Origin of the sequence: Micrococcus sp. KRD070 (assembly GCF_017168435.1) — a bacterium.
Lineage (GTDB): Bacteria > Actinomycetota > Actinomycetes > Actinomycetales > Micrococcaceae > Micrococcus > Micrococcus luteus.
Genome location: NZ_JABFNH010000002.1, coordinates 18,268 through 34,771, shown reverse-complemented (window position 1 = coordinate 34,771; position 16,504 = coordinate 18,268). Strand labels below are relative to the sequence as shown.

Here is a 16,504-nt window from a genome sequence, read left to right as displayed (position 1 = left end):
CGGGTGTGGTGGTGGGCAGCGGGGCGGCGGGTGTGCCGTCCGCGTCGGTCATGGGGGGATGGTCTGGGCGAGGTGTGCGTGGCCCCTTCCCGGCGGGGTGACGGCGCATGGCCTCCAGCACCTCGGCGCGTCTGTCGCGTCCGCCTCGTGCGAGGGCTACGAACCGGCGCACGTCGGCATCGGTGTACGTGGGGCGGGCTCTCATGGGCGCTCCTGGGATCGGTCGAGGGCGTGGCGGATGCTTTGGCACTCATTCCGCAGGTACGCGATTTCAGCGGCTGCACGTTCGAGTGCGGTGACGGCGGCGTGTTTCGGTGTGGGCCGGGAGGGGGTGCTCACGGGTGCGACTCCTTCTTCAGCTCGGCTAGTTCGGCTTCGGCCTTCTCGGCGCGCAGCCGGTGCCGCTCGGCGCGGTCCATGTGGAACCGGAGCATTTGACGCAAGTTGTCGGCCTCGGTGGGGCGGTCATCGGTCATGGGTTCTGTTCCTTTGCGGTGTCAGCGGCGAGGTCGGCCCGAATGGCGCTCAGCTCGGCGTGGAGAGACTGGAGGGCGGCTATGAGGTCGGGCAGGGTCGGCGGGGTGGTGGTGGTGCTCATGTGTCCTCCGTGGGGGCGACGACGGCCCCGAGCGCCGGGGCCGTCTGGGGGTCTGTTGAAGTGGTCAGGTGCGGTCTCTGTCCCCGTGTCCCCGTCTATAGAGACGGGGACGGGGACACGGCTGTCCCGGATTGTCCCGGGGACAATGGCAGGGGCGTGCAGCGGCTAGAACATGCGGTTCGGGTCTGTCCCGAACACCCTCTGTCCCCGGCTGTCCCGGACGGGCTGTCCCCGGGGATCGGGGACAATAAGCGGAGCATTTCACTGCCTTTCTCTCCGTTTACGGATAGCCTCGGCCAGCACCTCATTACGGGCCTTCATGCCCCGCTCTCGCAGGAACTCGCGCAGCTGCTCCCGGGTCACGTCAGCGGCGACTCGGGCCGCGTCCATTGCCGCGATGACCTCGGCCACCTTGCGGTCGTGCGCCTCGGCATCGGACGGCACGCGGTTGCCCTCGGCGTAGCTCAGGGCGCGGGTTGAGGGCGTGAACTCCAGGACGCCCTCCGGGACGCTCACGTCTCGGCCCATCGCCCTGAAGTATCGGGGCGCGTCGTCGGCGTCACCCTTGCGGGTCAGCGTCCACAGCGCGTCGCAGGAGTCCGCGAACTTGGACGAGCCGCGCGCCCTCTCCCCGCCGTGGCCGTGGTGGTGGACGATCAGGCTGTTCTGTACGCCCGCCTCGGCCATGAGCGCATCCCAGCCCGTGAAGAACCCGCCAACGTCCGTCGATGAGTTCTCCTCCAGCCCCAGCGCGGCCAGAACCGGCCCCACCGGATCGAGGATGACCGTCTGCGCTCCGGCGAGGATGCGCGCCCACTGGGCACGATTGGCCGGCTCCGTGGGGTCCAGCGTCTGAACCCGCCCGCGCAGTGACACCACGCGGACCCGCTCCGGGTGGCGCACCTGCACGGCCCGCAGCCAGCGGGCCAGGTGGCCCTCCGTCATCTCCGTGTCCAGCAGCACCACGCGCCCGCCCGTCTCGGACAGGTTCACCGGGGCGAACCGATCCAGGAACGGGGCACCATCAGCCAGGGTGCGGACAAGATTCCCCATCATGGTCGTCTTGCCCCCCTTGGCCGGGGCGGTCAGCATGACCCGCCCTCCCAGGGGCCACAGGTCCTCCAGCAGCCAGGAGGCTTCATCGTCTGCGTGGGCGGCGATGAACTCTCCCAGGTCCACAGGTGCCGGCGGCGGGGCCTGAGCTGCACGCTCAGCGGACACTATGCGCCGGGCCGCCTCCGTGACTCGCAGACGCTCGGCCGCCTCCGCAATCGCGCGATCCCGGCTGTACCGCTCCACGTCCACAGGTGCCTCCGTGACGGCCTCGGGGGCCGGGGCGGTCCTCGGGGCCACCGGACGCTCCGTGAACCCGTCAGCGGCCAGCGCACGGGCGGCGGCGGCATGGTCTCCCCCGTGCTCCAACACGGTGTAGGCACCGAACTTGGAATACGGCGTTTCCGGGTCGAACGCGGTGGACGTGCTGAACACGTACAGACCCCCGTCCTCGCGCGTGGTGGCGCTCGGCCCCTCGGCGGTGGACTTGCCCGGACGGGTCCAATGCGTCTCCGCTCCGGCCCGGTGGTGGACCTGCCAGCCGTGGCGGGTCAGCAGCTCATCCCAGGTCGTGCGGGCCGCGTACAGGTCGCCGGGGCGTGCCCCGTCTGCCGGTGCCAGCGTTGAGGCGGGCCGATGCTCCACCGTGCGGGCGGGCGCGCGATCCAGTGCCCTGAACAGCCCGTGCAGCGTCTCGCGCTCAGCAGCGGTCAGCGTCGGCACCGTAGCCGGCCCACCGTCCAGGCGCTCCCACGCCCGGCCCGTCTTGTGCGTGGTCCCACCGGAGGGGGCGAGGACCACCTGCCCGCCCTGGCCCCGCGTCTCCGCGATGGTCTGCCGGGCTTCGGTGGCGGCGAGCTTCACGTTGCCAGGCACGTCCATGCCCTCCACGCGGTAGAACCAGTGGACTCCGCCAGACGGGGACCGTTCGCACCATCCCCCGTTCACGCGCTCCCAGAGCTCCAGCAGCCCAGCAGCCCCGGCGGCGCGTCCCACGTCCTCCAGCAGCCCGACATGAGCGCCTTCGATTTCCAGCATCTCCAGACCGCCGGAGAGGGCACCGCACGCGGCCCCGATAGCCCGGTGGCGGGGATCGTCCCCGCCGAACCATGCGTCGAGGTCGGCGGCAGTCGTCCGGTGTGACTGCCACGCCTTCAGCGCGGGGGCCTTGGTGCCGTCGTGGCGAACGGGGATCACGTTCACCCCGGCAGCGTGCATCTGTCGGGCCGTGTCGATCAGCGCGGCGCTCATGCGGACTCCTCCCATCCCCGGACCGTCGCCGTTTCGTTGATGCGGGCGAGGACAATGGACGCCCGGTGACCACGCATCACGGCCCGGTTCATGGCCTTTTCGGCCGCGTCCAGGGAATACATGAATCGACGCCGGTAACGGACGCGATCGGGCTCCTGAATGGCGACGATGAGGACGTGCACGCCTTCCAAAAGGTCGGCTGCATCGGCTAGAATAGGAGACAGGTTCGGGTCCGTTGTAGGTGCTGAATCGGTGTGGTTGGACGCCGTTCCCAGGGCGAGGGGGCGGCGTTCTTCCATGTTCGGGATGTTCACGCGGCCACCTCCCGACGTTCACGGTCCGCCGCGATGTAGTCGCGGGCGGCGGTGCGCTGGCGGGCGCGGACGGCCCGTTGGTAGTCCTCGTGGGCACGGCGCGTGAACGTGGGCGTGCGGTCCCTCCCGACGTTGCCCGCTTCACTCATGTGCTCCATGGCGACAAAGAATCGGGCTGGGTCCGGAGTCAGGTCGTCGGCCAGGCGCTCCGGCAGCGTGGCGACGGCCACGGCGCGGTGCTTGGTCGCCAGCCGGGCCAGCAGGTCGGCGTCGCGCCGGGAGAGGCCCAGATCGTGCCGGTAGTGCTGGACAACCTCACGGAGCAGCGTGAGGCGCTTCTCGGCGGTGGGGGTGGGCTTCGGCGAACGTTCGTTCGCAGCCGGGGCGGGGACGGCGGCTCTCACTGTGCACCTCCGCCTCGCAGCTCGGCCAGGCTGGTGACCGGCCGACGCATGGCGTCCACGTCAGCGGGGTCAATGCGGATGAGGCGCGGGCCGTAGCGGTAGGCGCGGAGGTCGCCCCGGGCGATCATGCGGCGGATGGTCTGGGGCGAGGTGCCCAGCATCTCGGCGGCGTCAGTGATGGTCCACAGGGGGACGTGTAGCGTTGTGGGTGGGTGAGTTGTCATCACCTGGATCCGTTCTTCGACCGTTCGGATCACCCCGTATAGCCGTTGGCGCGGCTGGGGTTCAGGGGCCCCGGCTTTGTGGTAGATGCCGGGGCCCCGCTTCACCCCCTGGGGTGTTGTGGTGACTCAAGTATGAACAGCCGAATGCGCGCGGGGCATCTCCGGGACAGATCACAGCCCAAAGGACCACAAAATCACCATCATTCTCCACGTGCTATCCACAGGCAGACCGTTGAGAAAACGTGGCCTCCGTGCGGATTGTGGAATATACGGAGGCCACTGTCCACAGATTGCGCAGTTGTCACGTCGCCGGGGAATCGCCCGTCGCGTAGCCCGGGACTAGGTGATGCACTGTCGCAGGGGTCCTAATTGAAATCGGCGTAGACAACCGAAGTTGAGAGAGGTGTTGAATCCGGCTGCGGATTCGTCGCGCGTCACGCCGCGAGACAGTTAGGCGGTGTGTCGTCCGCCCCGCTCCCCCATCGCTGCCGTCAAGCTCGCCAGGCGGCGGCGTTCGGCATGCTGGTACACCTCTACGGACTTCCCATCGGAGTGGCCGGCGTAGGCCTTCAACTCCGCTGTGGTGGCCCCGGCCTGGCCCAGGCGGGTGAGGGCGGTGTGCCGGAGTCCGTGCCAGGTGAAGTTCTCCACGGGGTTCTCCCCGGCTTCGGCACGCTGGGCGTTGAGAGCCTTCAACGCGGCGTTGAACCGCTTGCGGACGGTGTTGGGATTGTTCAGGCCGTTCCCGCCGCCCATGCGAGGGAACAGCAGCCCGTCCGGCCCAGGGGCGGCGTGCGCGTCTAGATGAGCGGCCAGGTCGTCCGCGATCACCGGGGGCACGGGCACCTCGCGCTGTCCAGCGTCCGACTTGGGGGACTCCTCGCGGACGCCGGACCCGCGCGCCTGAACCTGGGACTCCACGCGGACCCATGCGGTCCCGTCCGGGTCCGTGGTGACGTGGCGGCGGCGCAGGGCGAGGACTTCCCCGATCCGCAGGGCGCACCACCCGGACAGCAGCACGGCTAGGCGGTCGGCCTCTGGCATCAGGTCGGCCAGGGCGGACAGCTCGGCGTCCGTCAGTGTCTCCCGGTTGCGCTGGGGCAGGTTCGGGCGGCGCAGGCGGCGCGCGGCCAGGGGAGGGACGGGCGAGGTCAGCAACCACGGCGTGAACGTGCGGGGCAGCTCGGCGGCGTCCCCGGTGGCCCACTTGAACAGGGCCGCGACCACGCGATGAATCTGGGCGGCTCCAGCGTGGCCCTTGGACTCTTCGAGGGCGTCGAGCCACGCATTCAGGTCCAGGGCCGTCACCTCGCCCACAGGGCGATCCCCGAACGTGGGCAAAAAGTGCGCTTCGAGGTGCCGACGGTAGGTGTAGACGCTGCCGAGCTTCAGGCCGCGCTCGGTCTGCCAGGACAGCCACGCCTCCGCCATCTCGCGCACGGTGCGGGAGTCGGCAGCGGCCTGGGCGCGCCGGGCCTCTTTCTCGGCCTTAAGGCGGGCGCGGGTGACGGCGGGCGGGACGAATGTCCCTCGGGCCTTCTCTCCACGGGCGATGTCGAGGGCTGCGCGCGCGTCACCGAGCGTCGCAAACGATCCGATTGTGTGTTGGTAGCCGTCCACGGTGAGGCGGGCGCGGTAGCCGCCTCCGGGTAGGCGGTCCACGCCTCTCGGCAGGCGCTGGGGCTTGGGCATCTTCCCTCCGGGTGACGATCTGACTACCAGGTGACTAACTATATGGTACGTTGTGACCGTTCCTGAGTAGTCGTGGAACATGCGCGATCCGCCAAAATCCGCGCAGACATGCGAAAGGCCCCGCAACCACTGGGGTCACGGGGCCTTCTCGCGGAGACGGGGGGATTTGAACCCCCGGCCCGACTTTCGCCGAGCCCTTCATTAGCAGTGAAGTCCATTCGGCCGCTCTGGCACGTCTCCTCCGTCCGGCGCGCCTCGCACGGGGCGACGCGCGGTCAGACCGGTCCAGCTTAGCGCGCCAGGCCAGGGCAGGGCAAAGGAGCGCCGTGCTCACGGTCGGACCACCATCGCGCACGAGCGGGCCCCGGATCGATCGATCCGGGGCCCCGCGTGATCTGTCAGCCGTCCGGCCTGAGGCCGACGCGTCCGTTCAGATCAGATGCGATCCTTGCGGTCGTTGCGGCCGTCGAGGTCGCGATCGGTGGCGTCGCCGTCGACCTTGACGTCCTCGTGGCGGACCTCCTCGGTCACCGTCTCGGTGTCCTGCACCTGGCGCTTGCCCAGAGAGACCTTCTCGGCGTCCACGGTCTTGTTGACGACCGGGGTCTCCTCGTAGGTGGTCACCTCGACGTCGCCGTCGCGGCCGGCGGTGCGGGCCTCGGCGGAGTTCGGGTCGACGGACTCGCGCTCCACCACGACCTCCTCGCGGGTGACGGGCACCTCGACGGTCTCGGTGGTGGTGTAGGCCTGCTTGCGCAGACGGACGCGGCCGGAGGCGCGGCGCTCGGTGCCGACGTTCAGGTGCTCGTCCTTGACGACGACGGAGTCGGCGTCGGTCACGTCGCGGCGATCGCGGTCGGTCACGTCGCGGCGGTCGCCGTCCACGACGGCCTCGTCGCGGCGGTCGGCCACGCCGGCCACACCCGCGGTGCCGGCCACGCCAGCGGCGCCGGCGTCGGTGCGCACGTCGTCACGACGCACGTCGCCGTCGTGATCCGCGGCGGAGTACTCCATGGAGTAGTACTCGTAGATGCGCTGCTCCTCCTCGGGGGTCAGCGAGCCGTCCGCGTCCACGTTCGGGGCGTCCTTCACGAAGGACTTCTCGAAGGGCACCGTGATGCCGTCGGCGGTGATCTGGGCCTGCTGCAGCGGGACGAAGGTCTCGCGGGCGCCGAACAGGCCGGTCTTCACCGTGATGAAGGTGGGCTCGTTGGTGACGTCGTCGAGGTAAACCTGACCGACAGAGCCGATCTTGTCGCCGTCGGTGGCGAAGACGGTGGAGTTCTGCAGCTGGTCGAGAGCGTTGCGGTCCATGAGGAATTCTCCTTCTGAATTGGTGTTTTGTTGCCTTACGCTCATTCACAATTCCCCATGGGCCCGAGTGGCGTCAACCATCGGCCCCCCAGATTCCAAATTCCAAGACTTCTCCCAGAATCTCGGTGTGATCCGCGTGATTCCGCGGATTCTTCGTCCGGGCCCGCTCCGGACCCTGGGGGATCGGTGGGAGTGTGGCGCATGCGGTCCGCGACCCTTGACGGCCACCGATAATGTGTGGAATACGCGCGCCGCAGGCGTGAAAACGATCCCGAGGAGAGTGGAGGCCCCATGTCCGAGCCCCTGGTGGCCGATCGCCGCCTCGCAGTGGTGGGAGCCGGCCCCCGCGGCGTCATGCTGCTGGAGCGGATCCTCGCCCGACTCGAGGGCGCGGCCCCGGACGCGCACCCCCGGCGGCTGCGCATCGACGTCGTGGACCCCTATCCCCCCGGGCCGGGGCGGGTGTGGCGCACGGACCAGTCCGAGCTGTACCTCATGAACACCCCCGCGTTCTTCCCGACCGCGTGCGCCGCCGACAACCCCGGTCTGCGCCCCTCCACCGCCGCCCAGACCTTCGACCAGTGGCGACGCGTGCACCCGGAGGCCAGCCTCGGCGTGCGCCGCCACCAGTACCCGGCCCGTGCGGTCTACGGGCGCTACCTCCGGCATCTGTACAAGGACGTCGTCGCCGGGCTGCGCGCCCGTCCCGAAGTCGCCGAGGTCATCGAGCACCGCGCGGAGGCCACCGCCCTGCACCCCCGGCCCGACGGCGGCGCCCGCCTGGAGCTGCGGGACGCCGACGGCTCGGTCTCCGTGCTCGACGCGGACGCCGTCGTGCTCTGCCTGGGCCATCAGCCTGCGGAGCTCAGCCCCGGCCAGATGCGGATGGCCGCCGCCGCGCGGGGCCGGGACGAGCTGCACTACCAGGGCCCGCAGATCCCCTCGGACGTGGACTGGGAGACCGTGGAGGCTGGGGCGGACGTCCTCGTGCGGGGCATGGGCCTGAACGCGTTCGACCTGCTGGCCCAGCTCACCCAGGGCCGGGGCGGGGTGTACCGCCGCACCGGCGACGGACCCGGCCGGGCCCTGCGGTACGAGCCGACGGGGGACGAGCCGCGCCTGCACCTGATGTCCCGCCGCGGCATCCCGTACCTGCCCAAGGCCGAGGTGGACGCCTTCGTGCCCCGCGGCGTCACCCTCAGCTACCTCTCCGACGCCGCCGTGGACGCCCTCACCGCCCGGCACGGGGCCCTGGACCTCGCCGAGCACCTCTGGCCGCTGCTGCACCGCGACGTGGTCCGGCACTACTACGCCACGCTCGTCCGGGCCCAGCCCGAGATCCTTGGCGGGCCCGTCGAGGCGCGCCGGTTCCTCGGGGAGCTCGTCGGCCAGCTCGAGGAGGCCGGCCGCGGCGCCCCCGTGACCTCCGCGCACGCCGAGGAGCTCCTCCAGCGGTACGCCCCCGGGCGCCGCTTCCTCGACATCCTGGCCTATGGGTCCCCGTTCGAGGACGCCGTGTTCGCCTCCCATGAGGACTATCAGCGGGCCGTCGCGGACCTCATGGAGCAGGCCTGCGTGGAGGCCGCCCTCGGGGAGGAGTCTCCGTTCATGATGGCCGTCGGCGCGCTCCATGCCGGCCGACTGCGGATCAAGGCGTGGATCGCCGAGGGCCGGATCGCCGAGGCCTCCCGCATCCGGGACGTCCAGGGCTGGTTCGAGCCGCTGGTCGAGGGCCTCGCCTCCGGCCCGCCCCTGTGGCGCGTCGAGCAGATGCTCGCGGTGCACCGGGCCGGCCTGCTCACCTGGGCCGGCCCCGCGCCCGTGGTCGAGGCCGAGGACCACGGCTTCACGGCCCGCAGCCCCCAGGTAGGAGCGCAGGACTCGCTGGAGCCCGCCGTCGTCGAGGGGGCCTGGCTGGTGGAGGCCATGATGCCGCCCAACCGCGTGCAGGCCGCCGCCTCCCCGCTGGTCCGTCAGATGCTGGCGGACGGTGTCGCCGCGGCCGGGACGTGGGAGGACGAGGAGGGTGTGCGCGTGCCCGCCACCGGCTTCGACGTCACGGCCCGCCCGTACCGGCTGCGGGCCGCGGACGGCACGGTCCACGCGCACGTGTTCGTGCTGGGCCTGCAGCTCTCGGGCGTGCAGTGGGGCACCGCGATCGCGGCCGAGGCCGGGGCCGATCCGGCCGGACGTGCCCTCTTCCTCGCCGACGCCGACGCCGCCGCGGCGGCCGTGCTCGCCGGCTGAACCCCACGACGACGGCGGGGCCGCCCGGGTGGATCCCGGACGGCCCCGCCGTCGTCATGCCGGGTGCGGCGCCCCGCGCCCCGTCAGGGACGGACCGGCCCGCGGCCCTTGCCCGGGTGGTCACCGCCGTGGCCCTTGCCCGGGTGGTCGCCGCCGTGGCCCGGGGTCGCGCCGATGCAGCGCAGCCACTCGCGCACGGAGTTCGCGGGCTTGCCGGGCACGCCGCGCGGATCGGTCACACCGTCGCAGGTCTCACCCGGGGTGGGTTCCGGCTCCGGCTCCGGGGTCGGCTCGGTCACGGGCGCGTCGAGCTGGAGGCCCACCAGGATCGGGTTGTGGTCCGAGGACCGCCACTGGTCCGCGGAGTACAGGTCCTCGGCCACGTAGTTGTGGCGCGAGTACTCCAGGGCCACGGATTCGTTCGCGTTGATCATCCAGATGTCCTGGCCGGTGATCGCCGCGGCCGCGGACGGCGAGGCGTAGATCCCGTCCAGGCTGCCGACGGCGCCGCCGAACGCGTAGGAGTACTCGCCCGTGAGCGCACCCTGGGAGACGTACCCGGCCGCCTCGAGCACGCGGATCGGGTCCTCCTTCTCGTAGGCGTTGAAGTCGCCCATGAGCAGGACGCGGTCGGTGCCGGTCTCGGCCTTCATGCGCTCGGCGAAGGCCACGAGGGCCTCGGCCTGGCCCACGCGGTCCGCGTTGTACGCGCCCTGGCCATCGCCGGAGTCCACGTTGTCCCCGGTCGCACCGGAGCCGCCCTTGGACTTGAAGTGGTTGGTGATCGCCACGAACTCGGTGCCGGCCGCCCCCTCGGCCGTGCCGTCGGCGGCGCGGAACAGCTGCGCCATCGGCTCGCGGGCGTTGTCGAAGTTCGTCTGGTCGTCCAGGATCACCGACTCGCCCAGCGGGGTGACCTCGGCCGGCTGGTAGATGAACGCGGAGCGGATGACGTCCTCGTCCGCGAGCGCGGGACGGGCGGACGGGGAGGCCACGTAGGCCCAGCGCTGCTCGCCCGCCTGCGCGTTGAGGGCCTCCACGAGGTGGGCCAGCGCGTGGTCCCGGTCGAGGCCGAACTTCTCGGAGTTCTCGATCTCCTCGAGCGCGACCACCGAGGTGCCGAGGCCGTTGATCGCGGCCGCGATCTTCTCCTGCTGGCGGGCGAACGCCTCGGGGGTGTAGGCGCCGCGCGGCAGGCAGCCGTTCGTGGTGACGGGGGTGCCGGCGCGGTCGCGGTAGGCGCCGCAGCCGGCCACGTCCTGGCCCAGGGTCGTGAAGTAGTTGAGCACGTTGAAGCTGCCGACGGTGACGTTGCCGCCGACCGCCTCGGGGGCGGCCTCGGCCGGGCGGGTGTCCTCGATCGTCACGGGCTGGACGGCGGCCGCCGTGGCATCGGTGAGGTGGCCCAGCGGCTGGAAGGACCACGCGTCGAAGCGCCAGTCGAGGATGACTCCGGTGCTGAACTCCAGGCCCGCGCCCACGCGCACCGGCTGGTCCGCGTCCAGGTACGGCAGCGGGTTCTGGTTGCCCGGCGAGCGCATGAAGTTCGTGGAGGCCCCGTCGTCGAGCACGATCAGCTGCTGCGCGTTGGCGGCCGCGACGGCCTGCGCCTCGGCGCCGGGCCGGGCCACCGACGTCGGATTGTCCAGCGGCTTCGTGCCGGGGACGACGCCGAGGGAGCCGTACTGGTTGAGGGAGTAGTTGTCCGTGACCGTCCAGTCGCCCTGCGGGGCGAGGACCATGCCCTCGAGCGCCTCACGGTCGGCCTCCTCCAGCGGGAACTCCACCGGCGTGGGGGCCACGGCGCCGGGCTCGGCGACCGGCAGCACGCCGTCGGCGGCGACCTTGATCTGCGTGAGGCCGTAGTGCTCGGCCGCTTCGCCCGTGACCTGGACGTGGTCGCCGAGCGTCACGGAGCCGACCGTGTCCGGCGAGTACACGAACACGCCGTCGGAGGCGCCCGGGGTGGCGTCGGGGGTGTCGCCGCCGGTGCCGGCGGTCTGGATGTAGTAGCCGTCGTAGCCGCCCGTGGAGTACACGGCGGTGACGACGCCGGTGGTGGTCACCTGGCGCCCGGCGTACGGGGTGGCCGTGCCGGTGCCCTGGAGCTGGGCGATGGTGATCCGCTCGGACGGGGTCGGCTGCGGCTCGGGCTCCGGGGTCGGCTCGCCGCCGGTGGCGGCGGCGTTGGTCGGGGTGACCTGGCCGGTGACGGTGAAGTCGGCGCTGTTGTCGTCCGTGTCCACGCCGTTCGTGCGGGTGAGGGACTTCGGGTCCGAGTTGGCCGAGGGGGCGCCGGCAGCCGCTGTTTCGAAGGTGTTCGTGGCTCCGTAGCCGAGCACGTCCGCGACGCCCGGCACCTGGCCGGTCACCACGGAGCCGACCGGCAGGTCCGTCACGGTGCCCGCCTGGCGCGCGAGCACGATCGTGCCCTTGGTGCCCGCGGGGTTGAACGCCCCGCCGGCCACGAGGTCCGCCTGCGGCAGGGCCGCGCCCGCGGTGCCGTTGGAGCCGCCGGAGACCAGGAAGTGGCCCTTCGCGGGCACCGTGCCGGACAGCGCGACCGTGCCCTGGGTCGCGGCCGTGCCGGCGGCGGAGCGGTACTGCAAGGACCAGCCGTCGAGGTTGATCGGCTGGTCGGTGGGGTTGTAGAGCTCCACGAACTTGTGGGTGTACACGGCGTTCGCGGAGCCGCCGTTGGTGTATGCCTCGTTGATGACGAGGGAGTCGCCGGCCGGGCTGGCCTGGGAGGGCAGGGCCACGGCGGGGGCGAGCAGGGCCAGGGCGGCGGTGGTCACCGCGGTGCGCGCGGCGAAGCGGGGCAGGGGGGTCATGTCGTCCTCGGTCTCGTTCTCGATGGGTCAGCGCGGCAGGCCCGCGGCGGTCAGCCAGGCCTGGGCGGAGAAGACGGGGTGCGTGGCGGCGCCGCGCTGCACGCCGCGGCCCTTGCCCGGGTGGTCCTCGCCCTTCACGCGGCCCTTGCCCGGGTGGTCGGCGCCCTTGTCATGGCCCTTGCCATGACCCCACGGCGCCGTCGCCCCGGACTTCGGCAAGAACGGCGTGCCGGTCACCGACGCCCCCGCCTCGGTCGAGGCCGGGCAGGCCGTCGGCCTGACCCTCGGTGACCTCGAGGGCATGGCGCACCACGGTCGTGCTGCCGTCGGCGTAGCGCACGGTCATCACGAGCTCGCCCGTGCCCGCCGCGGCGGGGGCGGTGATCCCGGAGAGCGTGACGGTCTCGGAGCCCGCGGGGACGGCCACGGTGCCCAGGGCGGTCTCGGTGCCGTCGGCCGTGCGGAAGGCGACGTCGACCGCGGTCGCCGCGGGGGCGCCGTCGGAGTCCACCACGAGGTCCCCGAGGGTCAGGCCGACGGCCTGCCCGGCCTCGACCGAGGCGGGGGCGTCGGTGACCGGCACGCCGTTCTTGCCGAAGTCCGGGGCGACGGCGCCGTGGGCCGCGTCCTGGGCGCGGGCGTAGTCCGTGATCGCCTGGGAGTCCAACAGGCCCATGTTCACGAAGTCCTGGCGGCCGGTCGCGAAGGCGGTGTAGCCGTCGGGGGCCTTGGTCGGGTCCCCGAGCGTCGTCCAGGTGTCGTCGGCCAGGAACGACTGGCTGGCCACCGTGTACATGCGGTCCGCCTGGAGCGGCTCGCCGTCGATCCACACGCCGGTCACCTTGTCCCCCTGCGGGCGGGACTCGTCGTAGGTCCAGGTCAGCTCCTCGGACCAGCCGAGGGTGAACTTGCGCACGTCGTTCCGCCAGTTCTCCTCGAGGGCCAGCTTGATGGAGGAGCCCGGGATGTCGAAGTAGGTGATGGTGTTGCCGAACGGCGCCATGTCGAGCAGCTCGCCCAGGGTGAGGCGACCGACGAGGTCGGCCGGCTTGGCCGGGAACGCGCCGCCGTCGGTGAAGCGGTCCGTCAGCAGCTCGGAGCGCAGGCCGCCGGGGTTGGTCACGCCGAGGTCCACCTCGGGGTTCGCCTGCTCGGCGGCGTGCTTGACGGCGTCGCCCACCCAGGTGCCCAGGGTGGTCTCGGCGGCGCGCGTGCCGCCGGCCTTCCAGGAGCCGCCGGCGTCGATGAGCTTCTGGTAGTCGGTGGTGATGGAGGCGGACAGGTCGGCCACGACCTCGCCCTGCAGGTCCTCGAAGACCGCGACGGCCTCCTGCTCGATCGCGTACACCTGGGCGGTGACGGGGGATTCCGCGGCGGCCTCGGCGGGGGCCTGCGTGGACCGGGCCAGCAGGCGCGGGGTGAGCCCGGTGACCTCGCCGTCGGCGCCCACGGTCAGCTCGACGGCGGCCAGGTGGCTGCCGGAGGCGCCCGCCTGGATCACGGGGCGGTGGGCGCCGCCGGCCGTGGTGTCGTACTGGTAGAGCTGGTGGGTGTGGGCGTTGAAGATGAGGTCCACGGCGGAGGAGGTCTCGCCGACGATGCGGTCGAACTCGGCCCGGGCCGCCCGCTCGGCGGCCAGCTCGCCCGCGCCGGCGGCGCCGTCGTGGTACGAGGCCACGATCACGTCGGCGGCGTCCTGGGCCTCCAGCTCGTCCGCGACCGCGTTCACGGCGGCGACCTCGTCGAGGACCTCGTTGCCCTTCAGGCCCGCGCCGGTGGTGGTCGCGTACAGCTCGTTGGGGGAGGCGCCGATGACCGCGACGCGCACGCCGTCGACGTCGAAGACGGCGTGCGAGGTGAGGACGGGCTCCTTGCTCGTCGGGTCCACCAGGTTGGCGGAGAGCACCGGGAACTGGGCCCGGGGCTCCACGCGGCCCTGCAGGTCGTCCAGGCCCTTGTCGAACTCGTGGTTGCCGGCGGTCAGCGAGGCCAGGCCGAGCGCGTTCATCACGTCGATCGTCGGGTTGTCCTGCTGCACGTTGGACACGGACTTCGAGCCGCCGATCAGGTCGCCGGCGCTGGTCAGCAGCGTGGAGCCGGCGCCGTGCTCGGCCTCGAACGCGGTGCGGTAGTCCTCCACGGTGTCCGCGAACTGCGTGCCGATGTAGTCCGCGGACAGCGCGCCGTGGAAGTCGTTGAAGGACAGGATCGAGATGGTGGTCTCGTCCGCGGCGGCCGTCTCGACGGCGAGGGCGGGCGCCGCGCTCGCGGGCGCGAGGACGAGGACGGTGCAGGCGGCCGTGGTGACGGCACGGCGGCGGAACAGGCTGGGCATGGCTCTCCCCGGGATGCGTGATGACAGAGGTGCGCCGCCGGTGGACGGCGGGGTGACGCGCGGAGTCCATCACATCCAGGTGGCCTCCAGGTGAACGAGAGGCGGCGGGCCGTCCGGCCCGCCGCCTCTCGTCGTGTGCACGCGGATGGTGAGGGATTCGAACCCTCGGCACGGGGTCACCGCGCACCGGTTTTCAAGACCGGCTCCTTCGGCCGCTCGGACAACCATCCCGGGCCTGACCGCGACGGCGTGGGCCGCCGCGTCGAGGACCCACTCTAGCCCGTGGCCCGGCGGGCGACCGGTGGCGAGTCCGGCCCCCGCGCGCGAGGATGGACCCTCGACCCTCGACCCCCGACCAGAGGAGGAGACCCCCATGGACGTCCCCGCACAGATGCGCGCCGTGCGATTCACCGGCGCCGGCGACAACGGCGTCGTCCGCGTGGGCCACGAGCCCGTGCCGGACCCCGGCCCGGGCGAGGTGCTGGTGCACGTGGCCACCGCGGGTCTCAACCGCGCGGACATCGCGCAGCGCGAGGGCCGCTATCCGCCGCCGCGCGGCGCCTCCGAGATCCCCGGACTCGAGGTCTCCGGCACCGTGGCGGCGCTGGGACCCGAGGCCGGGATGCCGGGTGAGGGGCGGTTCGCCGTCGGTGACCGGGTGTGCGCGCTCCTGGCCGGCGGCGGCTTCGCCGAGTACGTCGCCGTGCCGGCGGGCCAGCTCATGGCCGTCCCCGACGGCGTCGGCCTCGTCGAGGCGGCGGCCCTGCCGGAGGTCGCCTGCACGGTGCACTCGACGCTCGTGGGCCGGGCGGGCGTGCAGGCCGGGGACCGGGTGCTCGTGCACGGCGCCACCGGCGGCATCGGCTCCTTCGCCGTCCAGTTCCTCGCCGCGCTCGGTGCACGGGTGCTGGGCACCGCCGGCGGCCCGGAGAAGGTGGCGCTCGGTCGGCGGCTGGGCGCCGAGCACATGTTCGACCACCGCGCCGCCGAGTCCGGTGCCTTCGCCCCGTGGGTCAAGGAGGTCACGGACGGCCACGGCGCGGACGTCATCCTCGACGTCGTCGGCGCCCCGTACCTGGCGCCCAACGTGTCCGCGCTCGCCCCCGAGGGACGCATCGTGACGCTCGCGGTCCAGGGCGGCGCCGTCCCGGAGGACTTCAACATCATGAAGCTGGTGGTCAAGCGCGGCTGGCTCACGGGGGCGACGCTCCGCTCCCGCTCGGTCGTGGACAAGGCCGGGATCGTGGCCGCGGCCGAACGTGCCGTGTGGCCCCTGGTAGCGGCGGGCCGCATCGACGCGAGCGTCGGGGCGTGCTTCCCGCTCGCCGAGGCCGCCGAGGCGTTCGACTGGTTCGACTCCGCCACCCGCACGGGCAAGGTCGTGCTCGTCACCGACCCCGCCGACGCGCGCCGGCCGTCCGGCGACCGCGCATGAGGGGGCCCTTCGCACGCTTCCGTCAGGAGCGTGCCGACGACCGCGAGCTCGGCACGGGGCTGTGGCGCCGTGCCCACGACCGACTCAGCCGGGCCCTGGACCGCTACTGGCAGGTGCTGGAGGGCCAGCGGGGCACGGACGTGCTGAGCCACGAGGAGCGCAACGGCGTGGTCCACGCCGGCAACGTCCTCACGGAACGGCTCCCCGCGGTCCGTGCCCTGTGCGTCCGCCTGCACCGGGACCACGAGGGCGACGGCGAGCACATCCCGGCCGAGGCCGCCGACGTCCACCGTGAGCTCTCCCGCGCCGCACACGAGCTGGCCGCCACCGCCCAGGCCCTCGCCCTGTACCGGCTCGGCCAGGGCTCGGCGGAGTCGGTCGGCCGGCACGCCGAACGCACCCTCGGCCACCTGGACCGGGCGGAGGAGCTGGGAGCCGGGCTCTGACGGCGGCGCGCCCCGGACGGCCGGCCCGAAGACGAGAGGACCCCGCCGCGTGATCACGCGGCGGGGTCCGGGGGAGCCCCCTGCCGGATTCGAACCGGCGACCTGCTCTTTACGAGGGAGCTGCTCTGGCCAGCTGAGCTAAGGAGGCACGGACCGTGAACGGCCACGGCTGACGAGCATACCGGTTTCGCGGCCCCGATTCCACCGCACGGCCGGGCGCGCGGGCCACCGACTGTGGCCCGCGCCTTCCGCAGGCGTTCACCCCCAGGCCACGCCGCGGCCAGACGGGGACGGTTCCCTGGTGGGCACACACCGTCGACGGGAGACGCATGAGCCTGCCCCACGCCCCTCGCACCC

The 16,504-nt window shown here is 72.3% G+C and carries 13 protein-coding genes and 3 tRNA genes; 3 read left to right on the top strand and 13 right to left on the bottom strand.

The window, feature by feature from the left end; all coding sequences use genetic code 11:
* Positions 1 to 335: 335 nt before the first annotated feature.
* The 9 genes from J1M38_RS00575 to J1M38_RS00540 form a co-directional block, all read right to left on the bottom strand.
* Positions 336 to 476 (bottom strand): hypothetical protein, encoded by a 141-nt coding sequence (locus J1M38_RS00575; RefSeq protein WP_020622076.1) that lies wholly within the window; start codon positions 474 to 476, stop codon positions 336 to 338.
* Positions 473 to 598 carry a hypothetical protein gene (locus tag J1M38_RS12130; protein WP_263643017.1) on the bottom strand — a complete coding sequence of 42 codons (126 nt, stop codon included), beginning with the start codon at positions 596 to 598 and terminating at the stop codon, positions 473 to 475. The genes J1M38_RS00575 and J1M38_RS12130 overlap by 4 nt, the downstream gene beginning before the upstream one ends.
* Before the next feature lie 261 nt (positions 599 to 859).
* Positions 860 to 2,902 (bottom strand): AAA family ATPase, encoded by a 2,043-nt coding sequence (locus tag J1M38_RS00570; RefSeq protein ID WP_206482157.1) that lies wholly within the window; start codon positions 2,900 to 2,902, stop codon positions 860 to 862.
* Positions 2,899 to 3,216: a hypothetical protein gene (locus tag J1M38_RS00565; protein WP_206482156.1), complete on the bottom strand. Its 318-nt coding sequence runs from the start codon at positions 3,214 to 3,216 to the stop codon at positions 2,899 to 2,901. The genes J1M38_RS00570 and J1M38_RS00565 overlap by 4 nt, the downstream gene beginning before the upstream one ends.
* Positions 3,213 to 3,620, bottom strand: a complete 408-nt coding sequence (locus J1M38_RS00560) for a hypothetical protein (protein WP_206482155.1) — start codon at positions 3,618 to 3,620, stop codon at positions 3,213 to 3,215. Before J1M38_RS00560 ends, J1M38_RS00565 begins: the two co-directional genes overlap by 4 nt.
* Positions 3,617 to 3,844: a helix-turn-helix domain-containing protein gene (locus J1M38_RS00555; RefSeq protein ID WP_206482154.1), complete on the bottom strand. Its 228-nt coding sequence runs from the start codon at positions 3,842 to 3,844 to the stop codon at positions 3,617 to 3,619. Before J1M38_RS00555 ends, J1M38_RS00560 begins: the two co-directional genes overlap by 4 nt.
* A gap of 450 nt (positions 3,845 to 4,294) precedes the next feature.
* Positions 4,295 to 5,536: a site-specific integrase gene (locus J1M38_RS00550; protein WP_206482153.1), complete on the bottom strand. Its 1,242-nt coding sequence runs from the start codon at positions 5,534 to 5,536 to the stop codon at positions 4,295 to 4,297.
* A 151-nt stretch (positions 5,537 to 5,687) separates the two neighbouring features.
* Positions 5,688 to 5,776 (bottom strand) — tRNA-Ser (locus J1M38_RS00545).
* Between the two features lie 195 nt (positions 5,777 to 5,971).
* Positions 5,972 to 6,850, bottom strand: coding sequence for a PRC and DUF2382 domain-containing protein (locus J1M38_RS00540; protein WP_101967260.1), 879 nt, complete (start codon positions 6,848 to 6,850; stop codon positions 5,972 to 5,974).
* Between the two features lie 291 nt (positions 6,851 to 7,141).
* Here J1M38_RS00540 and J1M38_RS00535 point away from each other — a divergent pair, with 291 nt between their 5' ends.
* Positions 7,142 to 9,097 carry an FAD/NAD(P)-binding domain-containing protein gene (locus tag J1M38_RS00535; protein WP_101967261.1) on the top strand — a complete coding sequence of 652 codons (1,956 nt, stop codon included), beginning with the start codon at positions 7,142 to 7,144 and terminating at the stop codon, positions 9,095 to 9,097.
* Between the two features lie 83 nt (positions 9,098 to 9,180).
* On the opposite strand, the gene J1M38_RS00530 is transcribed toward J1M38_RS00535, so the two are convergent.
* The 3 genes from J1M38_RS00530 to J1M38_RS00520 form a co-directional block, all read right to left on the bottom strand.
* Positions 9,181 to 11,931: an ExeM/NucH family extracellular endonuclease gene (locus J1M38_RS00530; protein WP_170748208.1), complete on the bottom strand. Its 2,751-nt coding sequence runs from the start codon at positions 11,929 to 11,931 to the stop codon at positions 9,181 to 9,183.
* Positions 11,932 to 12,100: 169 nt separating this feature from the next.
* Positions 12,101 to 14,266 carry a bifunctional UDP-sugar hydrolase/5'-nucleotidase gene (locus J1M38_RS00525; protein WP_241246368.1) on the bottom strand — a complete coding sequence of 722 codons (2,166 nt, stop codon included), beginning with the start codon at positions 14,264 to 14,266 and terminating at the stop codon, positions 12,101 to 12,103.
* Between the two features lie 142 nt (positions 14,267 to 14,408).
* Positions 14,409 to 14,496 (bottom strand) — tRNA-Ser (locus J1M38_RS00520).
* 143 nt (positions 14,497 to 14,639) lie between these two features.
* Here J1M38_RS00520 and J1M38_RS00515 point away from each other — a divergent pair.
* Entirely contained in the window at positions 14,640 to 15,701 is a 1,062-nt protein-coding gene (locus tag J1M38_RS00515; protein WP_081339248.1) for an NAD(P)H-quinone oxidoreductase, read from the top strand.
* A complete protein-coding gene (locus J1M38_RS00510) occupies positions 15,698 to 16,147 on the top strand; it encodes a hypothetical protein (protein WP_044658507.1) in 450 nt (149 codons plus the stop codon). The genes J1M38_RS00515 and J1M38_RS00510 overlap by 4 nt, the downstream gene beginning before the upstream one ends.
* Before the next feature lie 74 nt (positions 16,148 to 16,221).
* Here the strand turns inward: J1M38_RS00510 and J1M38_RS00505 are convergent.
* Positions 16,222 to 16,295 (bottom strand) — tRNA-Thr (locus J1M38_RS00505).
* Positions 16,296 to 16,504 lie beyond the last annotated feature (209 nt).